The sequence below is a fragment of the Streptomyces sp. SCA2-17 genome (assembly GCF_044336695.1).
The window spans coordinates 2,975,274-2,992,516 of sequence record NZ_CP117521.1 but is presented as its reverse complement, the minus strand read 5'-3'; the positions used below and the strand labels follow the sequence as shown (position 1 = coordinate 2,992,516).

Genomic DNA, 17,243 nt, shown 5'->3' with positions numbered 1-17,243 from the left:
TCGGAGGCCCGGGAACGGGCGAAGGACGAGGCGGCGATGAAGGATGCCGCCGGCCGGTACGGGAAGGCCGACGTCGCCCACGACGTACGCACGATGTGCAGTCTCATGACCCCGAACAAGCGGGGTGGTGATGGAAGCGTGGACGAGTGCGCGGAGCGTTTTGCGTATCTGGCGGATGAGAAGCCCGAGCCCGGGGTCACCGTGAGCGTCGAGGGGCTGCCGGTGGACGTAGCGCCCATCGGGAACCACCCCAAGGGGAACGGCCTGATGGTTACGGAAACGACCGCAGACGGTGCGCGGACGTCCGTTCGCCGGGGGGCCGTGCGCATGGTCAAAATCGACGGTGCCTGGCTGGTCGACCAGAAGATGAACGTTCGAGACGAGGACATGTCCGCCGGCAGCCCCGTCCGCAGCGCCCTGATGAGGTCCTCGGAATGAGACTTCCCCGCATCCGGAACCTCGTCATACCCCTCCTCGGCGCGCTCACCACCCTCATGGCGACCGCGGGTGCCGCGGCAGCCGACGACAAGTTCAAGAAGTACAAGCCGGCGGGAATCGGCGACCTGCTGAAAACCCCCCGCATCGGGGAGGGCAGCGGCTCCACCCTCTACGAACAGTACGGTTCAGTCCTCTACTACCGGCTCGACAATGAGCTGGGGTGGAAGGACATCGGCTGGAGCATGCTCAACGGCATCGCCGATCTCTTCATGGGACTGACGGTCTTCATCACTCAGTCGGCCGTGGTCGCCGTCCAGTGGACGCTGAACCTCACTGACGTCAAAGAGATCCACGATGCGATCACCACGGCCATATCCAGCGCGGGCGGAACGGTCTCCGAGACCCTGTTGCCCTCAGCGCTGGCCGTAGGAGCCATGGTGGCCTGGGCCAACCACCGGAAGGCGAGCGGCAGCGGCCTGAGCCAACTCGGCTGGGTGGCGGCCTCGGGCATTCTCGCGGTGTCACTCGTGAGCACCCCCGGCGTGTGGGTCGACGGGATCGAGAGTGTGCGCAAGGTCGGTTCCAGCATCGCCATGGAGGCCACCAGCGCGGGCATGAACGGCAACGCACAGGAGCCCTTCGCTGTCAAGGGGAACCCGGACCTCGACCAGGACGGGAAGAAGGACAGCGAAGAGTCCAAGAAGAACAAGCTGGTCCGCAAGTCCACCGACGCGATCTGGCGATCCTATGTCGTCACGCCGTGGTGCATTGCCGAATTCGGTAACCTTGATACCTGTAAGGAGTTCGGCGAGCAGACGCTCCAGAAGACTGATAAGCCGCCGAAAGATGACGACTTCGCCGACGCGCGGAGGGAGTTCCTGAGTAAAACGCTCAGTGACTCGAAGATCGGTATTCCGGCCATGAAGTGGCGTCAGGGCAAGAACGCCGGCCGCGTCACGGTTACGGTCGCCGCTTTTGTCTGCGCCGCGCTGTTCGCCATCCTCGCCATCGCTCTTGCCTTCGCTTCGCTCGCCTCACTGATCGGCGCGTTGATGCTGCTGCTTGCCGGTGTGGTCTTCGCCTGCCTGTGGGTGATCCCTGGTAGGCCGCGCCAGTGGGGCATGCGATGGTTCGACGCCCTGCTGGGCTTCGCCCTGCAGTCGTTCGTGAGCACGATGGTGCTGGGCGTAGTCCTGGTGCTGAACACCGTAAGCATCTCGATGCTCGGCAAGTACGGCTACTTCGCCGCCATCGGCGTCAGCATCACGAGTGCGATCGTGGCGTTCAAGTTCCGTGCCGTGATGGAGAGCATTGTCGGTGTCACCGGCGCGTTGAGCCCCGGGGCCTCGGCCGCCGGCATGGCGCTGGGGCGTGGGGCCAGCCGGCTCGCGGGCCGGATGCTCGGCAAGCCTGCCGGCTGGGCGGGGCATCAAGCGGCACGGCCCGTCAGGTGGGCGGGGCGTACAGCGGCACGGCCTGTCAAGTGGGCGGGCCATCAAGCAGCACGGCCCGTCAAGTGGGCGGGCCAGAAGACCAAGGACGGCACCAAGCGGGCGGCTAAGAAGACCGGTACCGCCGCCTGGGAGGGTGCCAAGTCGGGCGTGAACTACACAGCCAGGTCGGGCGCACGGCTGGCTTCCGCAGGAGCCGACCAGTTGGGCAAGGCTAAGGAGCGCGGCCTTCAAGCCCTGGCCACGTGGGCCGCAGATAACCCGCCGGGCACGAGCGCTCGGATGCGCTCCTCCGGCGGTCAGTCGGCCGGCCGTCGTGCGGACGGCAGCCCGGCTAGGACCATCGCGACGCTGCCGGAGCGGCGCACCGCTGGTGCAGGCAGCACTCGTCCGCGCACCACCGGGCAGCAGGATCGGGGCCGGATCCAAGTCGGCGCTGCGCACACGGGGCGGGCGACCGGAGCGCAGAACCGCGCACGCCGTCACCCCCAACTGCAGGCTGCCGGAGGGCAGGACAGTTACCAGTTCCGCCAGGCAGCCCGTCCGCACAACCGCCCCCCGCGCCAGCAGCGCATCACCGCGGGTCGCCGGGCCGCGACCTCGGCCTCGGCTTCGGGCGGCGCCGCGAGCCGTCGTAGCGGCCCGGCCCAGGTGAATCGTTCCGCCGGCGCCCCGTCGGCGCCCGCATCCAGCCGGCGTCGCCGCAGGAGGGACTCGTGAGCAAGGACAACGGGCCGCAGAGCTCGGCCGAGTGGCGGGAGCTGCTGAACACCCCGTACGACTACCCGGATGAGATCGAGGAGGCTCCCAAGCGGTCGCTGCGCCGCCGGGCTCGTAAGGTCTACCGCCAGGGCCAGAAGGCGGAGCTCAAGCGGCGCCTCGCGGAGGAGCGGCGCCGGGAGCCGGTCACCGCGGGCGGCGCCATCTTGGTGATCGTTGCGTTCCTGGCACTCGGTGCGGCCGCCACCCACTGGTGGCCGAATGACGGCCCCCGGGCGAAGGTCGTTACGGCGGGCAGCGCACCGGAGACACGGACCGAGTCGGCGTCGGGCGACGGGGCGGGTGCTTCCGCTGCCCCGTCGCCCTCCGCCTCGGTCGCGGCCCCGGCCGCGCCGAAGGCGGACCTCAGCAAGCCGGAGAAGGCGGCGGAGGGATGGGCGCGGGTCTACTGGGCTCGCAACCCGCCGGTGGACAAAGATCACAAGGCCGTGGTGGAGCGCGCTGCACCCTGGATGACTCCTGCCCTGAGCGAGAACCTCAAGAAGTTCGACGACCCGGCATGGAACCAGATGGTCTCCAACGGTGGCGTGTCCACGGTGGACCGGGTCACCGTCGGCCCCGCTGACGACGACCGGGTGCGTAACCAGGCCGACACACCCATGCGCGTCTGGCGCAAGGTCACCGTGGAGACGACCGTCGCGGGGTACCGCAAGTACAACGAGACCAAGGTCCTCCTCACCGAGATCATGCGCGGCGACGACGGGTGGCGCGTGGGCCGGGTACTGGGGGTCTGAACCGGTGGACGGACGTCAGGCCCTCGCCCTGGCGGCGGGGGGAGCCCGGCGTGCCCTGGTGGTCAAGCTCGGGCTTCCCATCGCCGTCATCTTCATGGTCATGCTCATCATCCTCGGCGCCATGTCCGGCATCGGAGGCACCAGCTCCGCCGCGGCCGCCGGTTGCGGTGACCGGGGACAGCCCGCCGACGACGGGGAGAAGGGCAATGGGCGGCAGGGCGACGCCCACGGCGGGGCGAGCAAGGAGCTGCGCGCCAAGCAGGTCGCCAACGCCAAAATCATTGACGGAGTGGCAAAGGAGGGGAAGCTGCCGGGACGAGCCACGCTCATCGCGCTGATGACCGCACTCGCAGAGTCGCAGCTGGACAACATCGACTACGGCGACCGGGACTCGCTGGGCCTGTTCCAGCAGCGTCCGTCGTCGGGCTGGGGAACTCGGGATCAGATTCTCGACCCCAAGTACGCCACGCACATGTTCCTCTTCGGCGGCGACAGCGGTGACCCGCCTGGCCTGGAAGACATTCCTTGGGAGAACCTCTCGCTCAACGACGCGGCCCAGAAAGTGCAGAGGTCGGGCTTCCCCAACGCCTACGGGCCGAAAGAAACCCAGGCCCGCAGCATTGCCGAGGAAGCAGGGATCGACCTGGAGCGGTCCGGCGAGAACCACCCCAAGCAGCCGGGGAAGAGCACCCCCGGAGGGGGTTCGGGGAACAGCGGAAACAGCGGGAACAGCGAAGGCAAGGATCCTGACGAGCCTCCGGGAGACTGCGACACCTCGGGTTCCGGGCAGCCGGGCAAGCCCGGCGAGCCCTTCCACGACGGCAACGCGAACTGGCCGGCCAACGTGAGGAACCCCCGCTCAACCGCTGATGCGATCAAGTGGGCGAAGGCCGAGGCCGACAGCCACCGCGCGAACTGGTACCAGAAGTGCCTGATGTTCACCTCGATCGCCTACGGGTGGAGCTTTTCCGGCACCAACTACGCTATCGACCACTACCAGGTTGAAATGCCGAAGGACATGCGCCACGACGGCGACCGCAATCCGCCGGTCGGTGCGCTCATGTTCTGGGACACCGGGCACCGGGCCGGTCACGTGGCCATCTACGTCGGTGACGGGAAGATCGCGTCCAATGACATCGGGCCCATTGGTGAGATATCGATCGTCCCCGCCACCGACATCGAAACCAAGTGGAACGCCAAGTATCTGGGCTGGTCACCCCCCTACTACCCCAAGGGCGGGTGATCCGGGTCATCATTACCCGGGGGACCGCGGCACCCTTGCGTGCCGCGGCCCCTTTGGCCTGCTGGCGGCGGCGGTACGTAAGGAATGACCATGCCTGTTGTGACGGACCTTGACTCGGTCCCTCTGACGCCTGTCTACACCATCGTGATCAACGCAATGGGCGGAGCGACGGTCGACGGGGAGCCGGTCGAGAACCTGCCGGGTGAGGATGCGAGGACCTCGGCGCTCGCTGAGATACGAGTGCGGGCGGCTCTTCGCGGCCACCCCATACGCATCATCGCCAAGGAGCCCGACGGGTCGGCCTGGCCGCTGATCGTGGACCACGACGGGGCCGTGACACCTATGCCGGGGCCGCATCCGACGCCGCCGCCGGCGCCCGTGGTGCCCGCGCCCGCGCCTGTGGCTCCCGTGGCGCCTGTGGCTCCGCATCCGGCACCGGCACCGATGCCGCCCGCCCCCGTACCGCCCGCGCCCGCCCCCGTACAGGCACCCCCCGCCCCCCTGCACACCTCTCCCGACTGGCACACCCCCCTCCCCCCGCACCACGCCGACCGCTTCGGCCGGATCGTGGCTGCCGAGCTGCGCGGGGATCTGGTCGGGGCCGCGCTTGCCGCGCGGGAGATGGAGGGGGCGCTCGACCGGGAGTACGGGCCGTTGCACCCGCACACCGTCGGCGTGCTCGGGACGCGGGCCTGGCTGGCGCTGCTGTTGCAGGAGGACTGGGCCGCGATCATGCGGCTGCACCTGCGGACCGCCGAGCGGCGGCACAACGCGCAGGCGCCCCTCGACGAGACCCGGCGCGTGCTGCGCAACGCCCGCGCCGTGTGGTGGCGGCTCGCGGCCGTCGACCGGGCCGAGGCGGACGAGATCCAGCCGGAGCTCCAGCGCGTATCCGACCTGGTCGAGGGCGTGCTTCCGGAATAATCACGGCCATGTCGCCGTCGCCGTCCACGCCGCCGCCCGGCCCGTACGAAGGCACCCCGTACGACGGGAGCGCGTACGAAGGGATCCCGGTCCCGTACGAGAGCGGGCCGCGCGGCCTGCACCGGCGTCTGCTGCCGGACGTGATGGCGGCCGGCTCGGCGTATCCGCTCCTCCTCAGCGGTTCGTACGCACTGGAGGCGCACGGCCTCCTCGCCCCCGGCGCCGCCCGCCGGGACGCCTGCCTGGAGCTGGTCACCGAGGCCCCGGACCCCATGGCCGACGTCGTGGCCGCCCTCCGCGGCGGCCTGGAGGAGCGCGGCTGGGAAGCCGAACCGCTCGAAGCCCGGCTCGTCGTCACCGACGCCGCGACCGGCGAGCACTGCACCGTCGGCATCCGCAAGGAGACCCTGCGGCGGCCGCCGGAGCTCGGTCCGTACGGGCCCGTGCCCGCCGTCGAGGACGTGGTCGGCATGGCCGTGCGCGACCTCGCGGACCTCGGCCTCGCCCGCGACCTCGTCGACGTACGGGCCGCGTCCGCCTCCTGGTCGCACGTCGAGCTGGAGGAGCTCGGCCGCCGGCACGCCGGCGAGAGCGGGCTCGACCTCACCGACCTCCAGGCCCGGCTCGCCGGCGCCGAGTGGATCGCCGACTCCGAGTTCGCCGCCTGCGGGCTCGACGAGACCGACCGCACCGAGCTCCTGCGCTGGGCCGAGGCCTGGGTCGGCGACATCGCGGAGCGGTTGATGGAGGAGACCCCGTACGAGGACGTGGAGGACGTGGAGGACGCGCAGGACGCAGAGGACGCGGACGAAGAGGGTTGATCCTCCGCCTTGACCTCAAGTCCGCTTGAGATTTCATCCTTGAGTCCTCGCCTCAGCAGGCCTCGGCCAAGAGATGGACGGATGGATCGACGATGACGGACACAGCCGACCCCGCGGACACCCCGGTGATCGACCGGCGCAGCATGAGACTCGTCATGGCCGGGCTGATGCTCGGCCTGTTCATGTCGGCGCTCGACCAGACCATCATCTCCGCGGCGCTCCGCACCATCGCCGACGACCTCAACGGGCTCTCGCAGCAGGCCTGGGCCAACACCTCGTACATGATCACTTCGGTGGTCACCACGGCCCTCTACGGCAAGCTCTCCGACATCTACGGGCGCCGGCCGCTCTACGTCATCGCCGTGGGCCTCTTCGTCGTCGGTTCGGTGCTGTGCGGGTTCGCCTCGTCGATGGTGATGCTGTCGGTCTTCCGGGGCGTCCAGGGCCTCGGCGCGGGCGGCCTGATGAGCCTCGCGTTCGCCATCCTGGCCGATCTGCTGCCGCCCGCCGAGCGCAGCCGCTACCAGGCCTGGTTCGGGGCGGTCTTCGGGGTCGCGGCCGTGGTCGGGCCGGTCGTCGGCGGGTTCTTCGCCGGGCTGGACGCCTTCGCCGGGGCGGACGGCTGGCGCTGGGCCTTCTTCATCAACGTGCCGGTCGGCATCGCCGCCGTGCTGCTGATCCTCGGTCAGGTCCGGGTCCAGGCGAACCGCTCGGCGGACAAGCCGGACGTCGCCGGCGTCGTCACCCTCGTCCTCTTCCTGGTGCCCGTCCTCTTCGCCGTCGAGGAAGGGCCGAAGTGGGGCTGGGGCGCGGCCGGCACGCTGGGGCTGTTCGCCGTGGGGGCCGTGGGGCTCGTGCTCTTCCTGATGGCGCAGCGGCGGGCGGGCGGTGCCGCGCTGCTCCCCACCCCGATGTTCCGCAACCCCGTCTTCTCGCTCTACAACGGCGTCAACACGATCGTCGGCGCCGCCGTCTTCGGCTCGCTCGCCGTCCTGCCGCTCTACCTCCAGATCGTCAAGGGGCTGTCGCCGACCGAGGCGGGCCTGATGCTGCTGCCGCAGACGCTCGGGATCATCGTCGCGGGCCGGATGTGCAGCGCGTACGTGACGCGTACCGGCAGTTTCAAGGGCTCGATGCTGGCCGGCATCGTGCTGATGATGGCGGGCACGTTCTGGTTCGCGTCGTTCGGCGCGGACACGGAGCTGTGGCAGGCCGGGGTCGCCGCCGGCGTCATGGGCACTGGCATCGGCATGTGCTGGCAGGTCATGCTGGTCGCCATCCAGCGGGGCCTGGATCCGCGGTACACGGGCGCCGGCATCGGGTCCTTCGCCTTCTTCCGCTCCATCGGCGGCACCGTCGGCATCAGCGTCTTCTTCTCGCTCTTCTTCGGCACGGTCGGCGGCCGGATCGCCGACGCCTACGCCGGAGCCGCGACCGACCCGGACTTCAAGGCCGCCCTCGCCGACCCGGCCGTCACCTCCCAGCCGGCCAACCAGACGCTCCTCGCCGGCCGGAACGGCGCCGTCTCCCTGGACGACAGCTCCTTCCTGACCCACGCCGACGCCCGCCTCGCGCACCCCTTCCTGGAGGGCATGGCCGATGCGATGCAGACGGTCTTCCTGGTGAGCGGCACCCTGCTGGCGGTGGGCCTGGTCCTGGCCCTCATTCCCAGGGACCGGCAGACGGAGGCGGAGACGGACACAGCTTCTTCGGCTCCCTCGACTCCGTCACCGAAGAAGGCCGCAGTCCGTCAGTGACGCACCGGTCGTCAAGACCGTCCGTCAAGACCGTCCGTCAAGCGGCAGGGCCCCGGTCGTCACCGACCCGGGGCCCCGCCTTGCGCTAGCAGCGGGCCGGCTGGCCGGTTTGGCGGATGATGGTGTCGGCGGACAGCCAGCCGGCGCTCTTCGTCCCCTCGATGCGGACGTAGAGCCACTTGTGGCCGTACGCGTTCTCGACGGCGCAGTGGAACCAGACCTTCGTGCCGGACTTGGCCGGGGCCACGGAGCCGCAGACCTGGTAGGGGCCGTTCAGGACGTGGCGGTCGCCGGAGACGTAGCCGTACGTGCCCGGCTTCGGGTCCTGGTGGCTCCAGCCGGCGCACGTCGTCGGCACGTTCAGCTTGGTCGACGGGGAAGGGGACGTGCTCGGCGTCGCGCCGGGCTTGGCCGACGCGGAGGACGACGGCGAGGCCGCGCCGGACGGTTTCGCGGAGCCCGCGGAGGACGAGGGGCCCGGGGAGTTCGTTCCGGCGGTCGCTTCGCCTCCGCCCGGCTGGTCGGCGCCCGCCGGGGAGCTGACCGCGGGCTGCGCCGACAACGCCTCGTCGCCCTTCGCGGTGTCGCTGTGCCGGCCCGTCAGGGCGTAGGTGACGCCGCCTCCGGCCAGCACGACGGCTGCGGCCGCCGCCGCGATGACGCTACGGCTGCGGCGCCGCTTGCGGCCGGGGGCGGGCGCGGGGGCGGGAGCGGGGGAGGGGGCAGGCGCCGCGGCCGGCACTCCGGCGTGCGGCGGGCCCGGCTGCGGGTAGCCGGCGTACGGGGGCTGCGGGGACAGCGGCGGCTGCTGGAACGGGGGCGGCTGCTGGAACGGGGGCGGTGCCGCGCCGAATCCGGGCGGCGGCACCGGGGTTACGGCCTGCGTCGGCATGGGCGCGTGCGGAGGAGCCTGCACAGGCGATACGCCGGGCCCCGGAGCGACCGGCCCCGGAGCCACCGGACCTGGAACCACCGGCCCCGGTGCGTAGTGCGCCGCCGTCCCGCCCGCGGCCACCCGCTCCAGCATCTCGCGCGCCTCGCCCGCCGCCGGCCGGTGCTCCGGCTCCTTCGCCATCAGCGCTTGCAGCACCGGCGTGAGCGGCCCCGCCTGCCGGGGCGCCGGCAGCGGCTCGCTGACGATCGCCGACAGCGTGGACCACACCGACGTCCGGCGGAACGGCGACGTGCCCTCCACGGCCGCGTACAGCGTCATGCCGAGCGACCAGATGTCCGACGCCGGGCCCGGCTCCTTGCCCTGCGCCCGCTCCGGCGGCAGGTAGTCGAGGGAGCCGATGATCTGGCCGCTCTGGGTCAGCTTGGCCATGGCGTCGTCGCCCGCGGCCTCCATGCTGGCGATGCCGAAGTCGGTGAGCACGACCCTTCCCCAGCCTCCGGCCGGTGGGACTCCCGTCTCGCTTCGCCCGCCGCGCTCCAGCAGCACGTTCCCCGGCTTGACGTCGCGGTGCAGCACGCCGGCCCGGTGCGCGGCGTCGAGCGCGTCCATCAGCTCGGCGCCGATCGCCGCGGCCTCGTGCGGCTCCAGGGCGCCGCGCTCCGCCAAGATGTCGTCGAGCGAGGGCCCGTCGACGAGTTCCATGACGATGACCGGCAGGCCCTGCTCCTCGGTCACGTCGTGCACGGTGACCACGCCGCTGTGCCGGATGCGGGCGGCGGCCTGCGCCTCCCGCTGCATCCGGATCCGCAGGTCGGCCAGTTCGGCGGCGGAGGCATCGGTGAAGGCCCGCAGCACCTTGACGGCGACCTCGCGGTTCAGGAGCTCGTCCACGGCCCGGGCGACCACGCCCATCCCGCCGCGCCCGATCGTCGCGGTGACCCGGTAACGGCCTCCGAGGAGTTTTCCTATCAGCTCGTCGCCGTTCGCTTCCCCCGCTGTCACCGCACGCTCCGTCCGTCCTGGCACTGTTCGTTCGTCGTTCGTCGTTCGTCCTTACGCGGCCCCCAGAGTAGAGGCAGGCGCTGTGAGGGCCGCGGCCCCCCGGAGCCGCCCGGGGTAACGACGAAGGCCCAGGTCTGCGACCTGGGCCTTCGCGAGGGGCTGAAGAGCGGGGGGTGGACGCCAGGGCCCACCAGGTGAGGACGACGGGCTCCCGGCCTTGAGGACGCTCCCAGGAGAGGGCGGGACTACGGCGTAATCGGCGCCCATCGAGGGCCGATGGGCCGGGTCGTCCAGGGCGTCGGGGCGCGGCACCGCTGGCGAGTTCACCTCAGTCCGAGGCCGGCGGCGGGGACGACTCGGCGGCACGGCGGTATTCGGCGTTGAGGCGCTGGGCTTCTTCGAGCTGGTCCTCAAGGATGATGATGCGGCAGGCGGCCTCGATGGGGGTGCCCTGGTCGACGAGTTCCCGGGCGCGTGCCGCGATGCGCAGCTGGTAGCGGGAGTAGCGACGATGTCCGCCCTCGGAGCGCAGCGGGGTGATCAGGCGGGCCTCGCCGATGGCGCGCAGGAAACCCTGGGTGGTGCCGAGCATGGCGGCGGCACGGCCCATCGTGTAGGCGGGGTAGTCGTCGTCGTCAAGACGGCCGAACGAGTCGTCTGCTGTCATTGCACCTCTCTCATGGAACGCATGGAGGGGCCCTGGTGCCGTACGGCACCAGGGCCCCGAAGGAACTACTACACCATCTGTCGGCCCTGATACTGCGCCGACCTCCTGTTTCCGCCGCCCCGGCCGAGTTGCTGCCGGGGGTGCGGGGATCGCGGTTGCTTGACCGGAGACCACCTCACTATCGATGTCCTGCGGTACCCGGGCTCAGCCTTCGGCCCGGGCGATCCTGATGGCGCCTGGCTCCTCCGTTCTTCCTCATTGATCAACTGCTGGTGAAACGGGGAACTGCGTACTGCTGGTACTGCGTACTGCGGGTACTGCCACTGCGGTACTGCTCTTGGCGGCCCCTGATGACTGCGGGCCACCCGGTCCGGCCGCCAGTCCCGTCGCCGTCCTGCAACAACCCTGGCTTCGGAACTCCGCCACCGGACCGCCCTGCGAACTGCATGTACTGCTGCGTACTGCTGCCCGGCAGTTCGTCTCTGCCGAGCCCTTCGATCTCTCTGGGCTACGAGAGAAATCATAACCACGCCACTGCCTAATGTCTACTGCGGCGATCATAGATTTTCGTATGCCTAGGGCTGAGCTAGCCGCCCATGGTGGGCCGAGGTATGCAGGGCGGCCATCACTGCTGGTCAGGCCCACGGGCGGGGCGGCAGCCGAACGCGGGGGCTCGGTGCCTTGGCGGCCAGGCGCGGAGTGCCCTACTCGCCAGGGGCGCGACCGCGGGCGGGGGTGGGCCGGCCGGTGAATAGAATCGGCTCTCATGCCGAAGCCTGACGAGCTGCTCGCTGACGTCGCCACCCTGGTGGAGTCCGGGCAGAGCAATCAGATGTCCCTGACCGTGGTCACCGGCGGTGCTGTCATCACCGGCCGGCTGGCTCCCGAAGCCGTGTGGAGGCAGCGGGTGTCAGAGGTCCTGACGGACTCTGCCCGCCTGGGCGAGTTCGCCGCCATCTTCACCACCACAACGCGCCGGGAGGGTCCGCCCACACATCTGCACTTTCACATGGCCCGCATCCTTCAGGGACAGGTGGGGATCCCGGAGACGGGTGGGATGTATCGCGTCTCGATCGCCGATGTAAGCGCCTGGACGGTGGGCGACTTCAGCTACTCCGACCACTGATCCGGCGGCGGGTAGAAGGACCCATCGGGACGCAGGAGGGCCCGACCGGCATGTGCCGGTCGGGCCCTCCTCGCTGCTCGGGCGGCAGCCAGTGCCGTGCCCATCGCTCAGGCGGTCAGACGGTCACCGGTACGCCGAGCATCGCGGACGCCTGCTGGAGCGGGGTGAGGGGGCGCGTCGGCACGGTGGCCCTGGGCAGGACGTGGCAGGTGAAGCCGAGCTTCGTCATGGCTCGGAGAACTTCGCCGGCGCTGAAGTCGCGTCGGTCCTGGCGGGTGATGACCTGGCCGACCTGCTTGGCGGGGTAGGTGCGGCGGCCGATGGTCACGGACTCGCCGGTGACCTGCTCGGGCTTGACGCCCTTCATCGATTCCAGGACACCGCTCTTGGTCAGGTCGAACGGGAAACGGGCGATGACACAGCGCATGATGCCTCACAGGAGGAAGGGGACGGTCACTCGGAACTGCGGTCGTGAGGCGGTTCAGCGTGCGAGGGCGGGGGCGACCGAAGGGCGGCCTTGTTCGTCGGCAACGGGCAGGGCCGGCTCCGGCCGGCGACGGCGCATCACGTGCTCGTCCTCGACCGTCGTGGTGAGGGGCGAGGCGAACGGCTCGCGTTCGCCGAGGACATCGCGCAGCCGGAGCCGGTCCGTGTACGTGTCGCCCTCATGGACGGCGGCGAGCTGGATCCGGGTGACCACCGCGGTGCACAGGTCGTCCTCGTCGCAGACGAGCAGATGGCCCGTGCGGGCGGCGGCCATGACGGACAAGGCCACTTCGACGGTCATGTCGTCGCAGACTTGCGGAACGTCCGACTCCATGGCATCGGCCACCATCCGGTGCACGGCGTTGCCATGTGCCGAGCGGTCCTGCGTCTGGATCAACGTCACAACGTGCCTCCTGCAGAGGTGGGTCAGTTCCCTGGTCGAGGAGCGCTCGTTCCTGTGTGCGGGGTTCATTCAGAACCTTCCTTGATGCGGCACGCATCAAGGAACTGTCGCAGCAGAAAAGCAGCGCTGGGAATTACGAGACCGGGCCGAATGGAATGCGAAAGCGCATCTGGTCTACGGGGAATCCGTACAGGTCCAGGCGCTGAAATAGGCGACGTCCGGTGGATGAGAAATCCAGGACGGCGGTCGAGGGGCGCGACTGCGGGGAGGGTGAGAACTGAAATCCTGCGTCCCGCAGGAGAAATCACCGCGGGGAAATGGGTGCAGCCGGGGTCCGCGCCCCGAGGGATGCGGGCCCCAGCTGCAAAATGCGCGTCAGTGTCAGGCGGGAACGATGTTCTCGGCTGTCGGGCCCTTCTGGCCCTGCGCGATGTCGAAGGTCACCTTCTGGCCTTCGGTCAGCTCACGGAAGCCTTCGGCTGCGATGTTCGAGAAGTGGGCGAACACGTCGGCGCCGCCACCGTCCTGCTCGATGAAGCCGAAGCCCTTTGCCGCGTTGAACCACTTCACGGTGCCAGTAGCCATGTCGTATCTCCTTGGGGCAGTACACCGGAATCCGCGCCGTGCGGACACCGTGTCGCCGCGATGATGCCCCGCCCGGAAAATGGCCGGGAAACGTAAGGATTTGGGTATCAAAACTGCAACCGAGATCGACAGTAGCATGCTGCGGTGGCTTGTGTGCGCTAAATATTTCTACCCTATGTGCGGTGGTAAAAAGTCTCCTCGCGGGGTCCCTGAAATTCTTAGACCGCGGGCATAGATACTGGTTGACGAGCAGGGCCGGCAGTAGGGGTCTGGACAACAAACAACCCCCAGGTCGCTGACCTGGGGGTTTTCTATGGAGCGGGTGACGAGAATCGAACTCGCGCTCTGAGCTTGGGAAGCTCATGTTCTACCATTAAACTACACCCGCGAGGGCGCCCGCTTCGGGAGCGCCTCATCGTCGCACACTCTACCCCATCGAAGGCCCCCGGTGCACTCACCGTACGGGCCTTCTCGTCGTGTGAGGAGAGTGTGGGGCAGGTGGGGATGCGGCCGCGGGGTCCGGGAGTTGAGGCGTACGGTGGGGGCGCCGGAAGTCGGTGGCGGGCTGCCGGGCGGCTGTCGCGAGGCTGCCGGGAGTGCCGCTTAGGAGCGAGTCCTATGCATCCCCTAATGTGGCTTTTGTCTTTCACGTGAATGGGGAAAGGGGCAGCTCTATGGAGCGCACCGTCGTTCGTTGTGCCGAGGGGCACGTCTTCAGCACCGCTTCGTTCCCGATGCAGCACCTCGGTCCCGACCGGATCGGCCCCGGACGGCTCCTGCGCTGCCCGCGCTGTGCCCGGCTGCGGCATTCCGTCCCGGTCACGCTCCAGAAGCGCTGAACTGGTGCCGGTCAGCTGAACTGGTGCCGGTCAAGCGTCGAGCGGGTGCTGAGCTGGTACCGATCAAGCGCTGAGACCGCGCTGAGATCGTGCTGATCAAGCAGCGCGGGCCCGTCCGCCCGGACCGGGCCCGCGTTGTCCGTCTTCTCCGCGTATCCTCGACCCGTGCTTCTCTCAGACAAGGACATCCGGACCGAGATCGACGCCGGCCGCGTGCGGATCGACCCGTTCGACGAATCGATGGTGCAGCCGTCGAGCATCGACGTGCGGCTCGACCGCTACTTCCGGGTGTTCGAGAACCACCGGTACCCCCACATCGACCCCGCGGTCGAGCAGGCCGACCTCACGCGTGAGGTGGTTCCGGAGGGCGACGAGGCGTTCATCCTGCACCCCGGTGAGTTCGTGCTCGCCTCGACGTACGAGGTCATCACGCTCCCCGGCGACATCGCCTCGCGACTGGAGGGCAAGTCCAGCCTGGGCCGCCTCGGCCTGCTGACGCACTCGACCGCCGGCTTCATCGACCCCGGTTTCTCCGGGCACGTGACGCTGGAGCTGTCGAACATGGCCACGCTGCCGATCAAGCTGTGGCCGGGGATGAAGATCGGGCAGCTGTGCATGTTCCGCCTGACCTCGCCCGTCGAGCACCCCTACGGGTCCGCGAAGCACGGCTCCCGCTACCAGGGGCAGCGTGGGCCCACGCCCTCGCGCTCCTTCCAGAATTTCCATCGCACCCAGGTCTGAGCAAGCAGAGCAAAAGGCGAAGAGCAACAGTGAGTGAGATCCGCGAGAACCTGACCTACCCGATCTTCGGGGAGGCCATCCGTGAGCTGGCACAGACCATCGCGGACGACGGCTACGAGCCGGACATCATCCTGTCCATCGCGCGTGGCGGCGTCTTCGTCGCCGGCGGGCTGGCGTACGCGCTGGACTGCAAGAACATCCACCTGGTGAACGTGGAGTTCTACTCGGGCGTCGGCGAGACGATGGAGATGCCGGTCATGCTGGCCCCCGTCCCGGACCAGATCGACTTCACGAACAAGAAGGTCCTGATCGCCGACGACGTGGCGGACACGGGCAAGACCCTCAAGCTCGTGCACGACTTCTGCAAGGACCACGTGGCCGAGGTCCGCTCCGCGGTGATCTACGAGAAGTCCCAGAGCCTCGTGAAGTGCGAGTACGTGTGGAAGCGCACCGAGGACTGGATCAACTTCCCGTGGTCGGTCGAGCCGCCGGTCGTGCGCCGCGAGGGCCAGGTCCTCGACGCGTAACCGCGCAGGCAGCAGACATACGTGAGGGCCCCGCCGTGATGAACACGGCGGGGCCCTCACGTGTATGCCGTCTCTACAGCGTGCCCAGCTTGACGATCGACAGCAGCGCGATCAGCTGGATCGCGGAGGCGCCCAGCGCCCTCGGCCACGGGATGTCGTGCGACTTGCTGACCATGGACGTGAACAGGTAGCCCGCCAGGAGCCACGTCGCCCAGCCCAGCACCTGGACCATCAGGTTGTCGCCGCCGAGGAACATGGCGAACAGCAGCCGGGGCGCGTCCGTGATCGCCATGATCAGCATGGACAGGCCGACCGTCGGCTGCCAGAGGCCGTCGCCGCCGAGCTGCCGGGCGAGCGTGTGCGTGACCGCGCCCAGGAGGAGCCCGGCGAGCACCATGACCACGCCCGTGATCAGCACCGACGGCAGGCTGTTGGAGAGCGAGGCGTTCAGCACGTCCTCGCGGGCCTTGTCGAAGCCGAAGACGGCGAGCAGGCCGTAGACGAACGTGACGATCAGCGCCGGTGCCCACACGGCGTGGTCACGCATCTGCCAGAAGGTCGCGGAAGGGCGCATGACTATGCCGGTCAGCAGCTGCTTCCACGGCAGCCGCGGGCCCGGGGGCGGCGCGGGGGCGTTGGGGTACGGGTCCTGGCCGTAGTCGTCGCGGCCGTACGGGGCGCCTTGGCCGTACGGGTCGTCGCCGTACGCGTCCGGGGCCTCGCCGAGGCTGAACTGCTGGGTCTGGCCGGGGTGGCCGGCGCCGGGCTGTCCGTGACCGGGCTGTCCGTGGCCGTAGTACGGATCCTGGCCCGGGCCCTGTCCCTGCCCCTGGCCGTACGGCTGCTGCCGGCCGTAGCCGTGCTGCGGCTGCCCGCCCCCGCCGAAGTACTCCGGCTCGCCGTACGGCGGGGGCTGCTGCTGCCACTGACCACCGTGGCCCCCCTGACCGCCCTGGCCGCCGTACGGGGCCTGGTACGGCCCCGGGCGCTGTCCTTGCTGCGCGGGCCCGGGGTCGTTCGAGCCCTGTCCGCGTCCCATCCTGAATCCAGCCACGCTTCGAACGTACCCGCTCCGTGACGATGCCGAGCCGGCCCGGTAAGAACGGGCCCGCCATTGCGGCCGAGCTGTGACATCCCCTAAGGGAAATACCGGGGGTTGGGATTCGGCAGGCTGTGTCAGGAGGGGTATGTGCGGAACTCTGAGGTGTCGACGGTCCAGGGGCCCACGGAGATCTTGTCGCCGAAGACGTACTCGGTACGCGTCCGGTAGCAGGGCTGTCCTTCGCTGTCGACTCCCTGCGGGTCGGACATGACGGCTAGGGTCCCCTTGCGCGGGTCGATCAGCAAGTACAACGGGATGCCCATCGCAGGGTATTCATGCATCTTCTCCACGTAGTCATTCGCGTGGTTGGAGGGCGAGACGACCTCGGCAACCAAGGACAGATCGCGTGGGTGGAACGGGTCCATGGCTTCGGCGAAGACCTCGTCCGGCACGACGATGAGGTCGGGGCGACGAAGCCTGCCGAGGGAAGCGTCTTCCACCTCGCCACCTGGGTAGGCCACCAGCCCTTCGGTGAGCTGGCTGTTCAATTGGCGGCTGAGGCGGTGGGCGATGTAGTCGTGGCGCCTGGAGGGCGACATCATCATGTAGAGACCGCTGCCGGTGATCTCGATGCCGAGGACCGGGTCAGGAACGTGCTCCATCAGTTCATCGGCGATGGCGCGCATACGGGCATAGTCCATGGCATGGCTCCTGCTGAGTGCGGGCTGCGAGCGCGTACGAAATCATCGTCCCACGCCCCTACGACAACGGCCGGGCCCCGC

At 69.3% G+C, this 17,243-nt stretch carries 18 protein-coding genes and 1 tRNA gene; 11 read left to right on the top strand and 8 right to left on the bottom strand.

The genetic code is table 11. From position 1 onward, the window contains the following. The first annotated feature begins 36 nt into the window (after window positions 1-36). The 7 genes from PS271_RS13335 to PS271_RS13305 all read left to right on the top strand — a co-directional run bounded on the left by PS271_RS13335 (window position 37) and on the right by PS271_RS13305 (window position 8,148). A complete protein-coding gene (locus tag PS271_RS13335) occupies window positions 37-438 on the top strand; it encodes a hypothetical protein (RefSeq protein WP_398382115.1) in 402 nt (133 codons plus the stop codon). Beyond that, window positions 435-2,609, top strand: a complete 2,175-nt coding sequence (locus PS271_RS13330; RefSeq protein WP_398382114.1) for a hypothetical protein — start codon at window positions 435-437, stop codon at window positions 2,607-2,609. Before PS271_RS13335 ends, PS271_RS13330 begins: the two co-directional genes overlap by 4 nt. After that, complete coding sequence (locus PS271_RS13325; protein WP_398382113.1) at window positions 2,606-3,403, top strand: hypothetical protein; 798 nt, start codon at window positions 2,606-2,608, stop codon at window positions 3,401-3,403. The genes PS271_RS13330 and PS271_RS13325 overlap by 4 nt, the downstream gene beginning before the upstream one ends. A gap of 4 nt (window positions 3,404-3,407) precedes the next feature. Beyond that, complete coding sequence (locus tag PS271_RS13320; RefSeq protein WP_398382112.1) at window positions 3,408-4,646, top strand: C40 family peptidase; 1,239 nt, start codon at window positions 3,408-3,410, stop codon at window positions 4,644-4,646. A gap of 90 nt (window positions 4,647-4,736) precedes the next feature. After that, window positions 4,737-5,570, top strand: a complete 834-nt coding sequence (locus tag PS271_RS13315; RefSeq protein ID WP_398382111.1) for a hypothetical protein — start codon at window positions 4,737-4,739, stop codon at window positions 5,568-5,570. Window positions 5,571-5,713: 143 nt separating this feature from the next. Beyond that, window positions 5,714-6,391, top strand: coding sequence for a hypothetical protein (locus tag PS271_RS13310; RefSeq protein ID WP_398386833.1), 678 nt, complete (start codon window positions 5,714-5,716; stop codon window positions 6,389-6,391). Window positions 6,392-6,483: 92 nt separating this feature from the next. After that, window positions 6,484-8,148, top strand: coding sequence for an MDR family MFS transporter (locus PS271_RS13305; protein WP_398382110.1), 1,665 nt, complete (start codon window positions 6,484-6,486; stop codon window positions 8,146-8,148). 85 nt (window positions 8,149-8,233) lie between these two features. On the opposite strand, the gene PS271_RS13300 is transcribed toward PS271_RS13305, so the two are convergent. Next, window positions 8,234-10,045, bottom strand: a complete 1,812-nt coding sequence (locus PS271_RS13300) for a serine/threonine-protein kinase (protein ID WP_398382109.1) — start codon at window positions 10,043-10,045, stop codon at window positions 8,234-8,236. Between the two features lie 328 nt (window positions 10,046-10,373). Then, on the bottom strand, window positions 10,374-10,712 hold the full coding sequence (locus tag PS271_RS13295) for a MerR family transcriptional regulator (protein WP_398382108.1): 339 nt from the start codon (window positions 10,710-10,712) through the stop codon (window positions 10,374-10,376). Between the two features lie 766 nt (window positions 10,713-11,478). On the opposite strand from PS271_RS13295, the gene PS271_RS13290 reads away from it, so the two are divergent. Next, window positions 11,479-11,838, top strand: a complete 360-nt coding sequence (locus PS271_RS13290) for a GvpU-like protein (protein ID WP_120754755.1) — start codon at window positions 11,479-11,481, stop codon at window positions 11,836-11,838. A gap of 115 nt (window positions 11,839-11,953) precedes the next feature. Here PS271_RS13290 and PS271_RS13285 read toward each other — a convergent pair whose 3' ends face one another. From PS271_RS13285 to PS271_RS13270, 4 genes are all read right to left on the bottom strand, one after another. Next, a complete protein-coding gene (locus PS271_RS13285) occupies window positions 11,954-12,265 on the bottom strand; it encodes an SCO5918 family protein (protein WP_398382107.1) in 312 nt (103 codons plus the stop codon). A 54-nt stretch (window positions 12,266-12,319) separates the two neighbouring features. Beyond that, window positions 12,320-12,727, bottom strand: a complete 408-nt coding sequence (locus PS271_RS13280; RefSeq protein ID WP_398382106.1) for a CBS domain-containing protein — start codon at window positions 12,725-12,727, stop codon at window positions 12,320-12,322. Between the two features lie 381 nt (window positions 12,728-13,108). Continuing rightward, complete coding sequence (locus PS271_RS13275; RefSeq protein ID WP_398382105.1) at window positions 13,109-13,312, bottom strand: cold-shock protein; 204 nt, start codon at window positions 13,310-13,312, stop codon at window positions 13,109-13,111. Between the two features lie 314 nt (window positions 13,313-13,626). Beyond that, window positions 13,627-13,700 (bottom strand) — tRNA-Gly (locus PS271_RS13270). Between the two features lie 286 nt (window positions 13,701-13,986). Here PS271_RS13270 and PS271_RS13265 point away from each other — a divergent pair. From PS271_RS13265 to PS271_RS13255, 3 genes are all read left to right on the top strand, one after another. Continuing rightward, entirely contained in the window at window positions 13,987-14,151 is a 165-nt protein-coding gene (locus tag PS271_RS13265; RefSeq protein WP_398382104.1) for a hypothetical protein, read from the top strand. A gap of 165 nt (window positions 14,152-14,316) precedes the next feature. Further along, window positions 14,317-14,892 (top strand): dCTP deaminase, encoded by a 576-nt coding sequence (dcd, locus tag PS271_RS13260; protein WP_058047472.1) that lies wholly within the window; start codon window positions 14,317-14,319, stop codon window positions 14,890-14,892. Between the two features lie 29 nt (window positions 14,893-14,921). Further along, window positions 14,922-15,419 carry a phosphoribosyltransferase gene (locus tag PS271_RS13255; RefSeq protein WP_120754750.1) on the top strand — a complete coding sequence of 166 codons (498 nt, stop codon included), beginning with the start codon at window positions 14,922-14,924 and terminating at the stop codon, window positions 15,417-15,419. 73 nt (window positions 15,420-15,492) lie between these two features. Here PS271_RS13255 and PS271_RS13250 read toward each other — a convergent pair whose 3' ends face one another. Next, window positions 15,493-16,458, bottom strand: coding sequence for a Yip1 family protein (locus tag PS271_RS13250; RefSeq protein ID WP_398386832.1), 966 nt, complete (start codon window positions 16,456-16,458; stop codon window positions 15,493-15,495). A gap of 137 nt (window positions 16,459-16,595) precedes the next feature. Further along, a complete protein-coding gene (locus tag PS271_RS13245) occupies window positions 16,596-17,162 on the bottom strand; it encodes a Uma2 family endonuclease (protein ID WP_398382103.1) in 567 nt (188 codons plus the stop codon). Window positions 17,163-17,243 lie beyond the last annotated feature (81 nt).

What these genes read in the sequence shown, in the direction of transcription:
- PS271_RS13335 (WP_398382115.1), top strand. Translation starts at nt 37, where the DNA reads ATGAAGGATGCCGCCGGCCGGTACGGGAAGGCCGACGTCGCCCACGAC.
- PS271_RS13330 (WP_398382114.1), top strand. Translation starts at nt 435, where the DNA reads ATGAGACTTCCCCGCATCCGGAACCTCGTCATACCCCTCCTCGGCGCG.
- PS271_RS13315 (WP_398382111.1), top strand. Translation starts at nt 4,737, where the DNA reads ATGCCTGTTGTGACGGACCTTGACTCGGTCCCTCTGACGCCTGTCTAC.
- PS271_RS13310 (WP_398386833.1), top strand. Translation starts at nt 5,714, where the DNA reads ATGGCGGCCGGCTCGGCGTATCCGCTCCTCCTCAGCGGTTCGTACGCA.
- PS271_RS13305 (WP_398382110.1), top strand. Translation starts at nt 6,484, where the DNA reads ATGACGGACACAGCCGACCCCGCGGACACCCCGGTGATCGACCGGCGC.
- PS271_RS13295 (WP_398382108.1), bottom strand. Translation starts at nt 10,712, where the DNA reads ATGACAGCAGACGACTCGTTCGGCCGTCTTGACGACGACGACTACCCC.
- PS271_RS13290 (WP_120754755.1), top strand. Translation starts at nt 11,479, where the DNA reads ATGCCGAAGCCTGACGAGCTGCTCGCTGACGTCGCCACCCTGGTGGAG.
- PS271_RS13285 (WP_398382107.1), bottom strand. Translation starts at nt 12,265, where the DNA reads ATGCGCTGTGTCATCGCCCGTTTCCCGTTCGACCTGACCAAGAGCGGT.
- PS271_RS13275 (WP_398382105.1), bottom strand. Translation starts at nt 13,312, where the DNA reads ATGGCTACTGGCACCGTGAAGTGGTTCAACGCGGCAAAGGGCTTCGGC.
- PS271_RS13265 (WP_398382104.1), top strand. Translation starts at nt 13,987, where the DNA reads ATGGAGCGCACCGTCGTTCGTTGTGCCGAGGGGCACGTCTTCAGCACC.
- PS271_RS13250 (WP_398386832.1), bottom strand. Translation starts at nt 16,458, where the DNA reads ATGGGACGCGGACAGGGCTCGAACGACCCCGGGCCCGCGCAGCAAGGA.
- PS271_RS13245 (WP_398382103.1), bottom strand. Translation starts at nt 17,162, where the DNA reads ATGGACTATGCCCGTATGCGCGCCATCGCCGATGAACTGATGGAGCAC.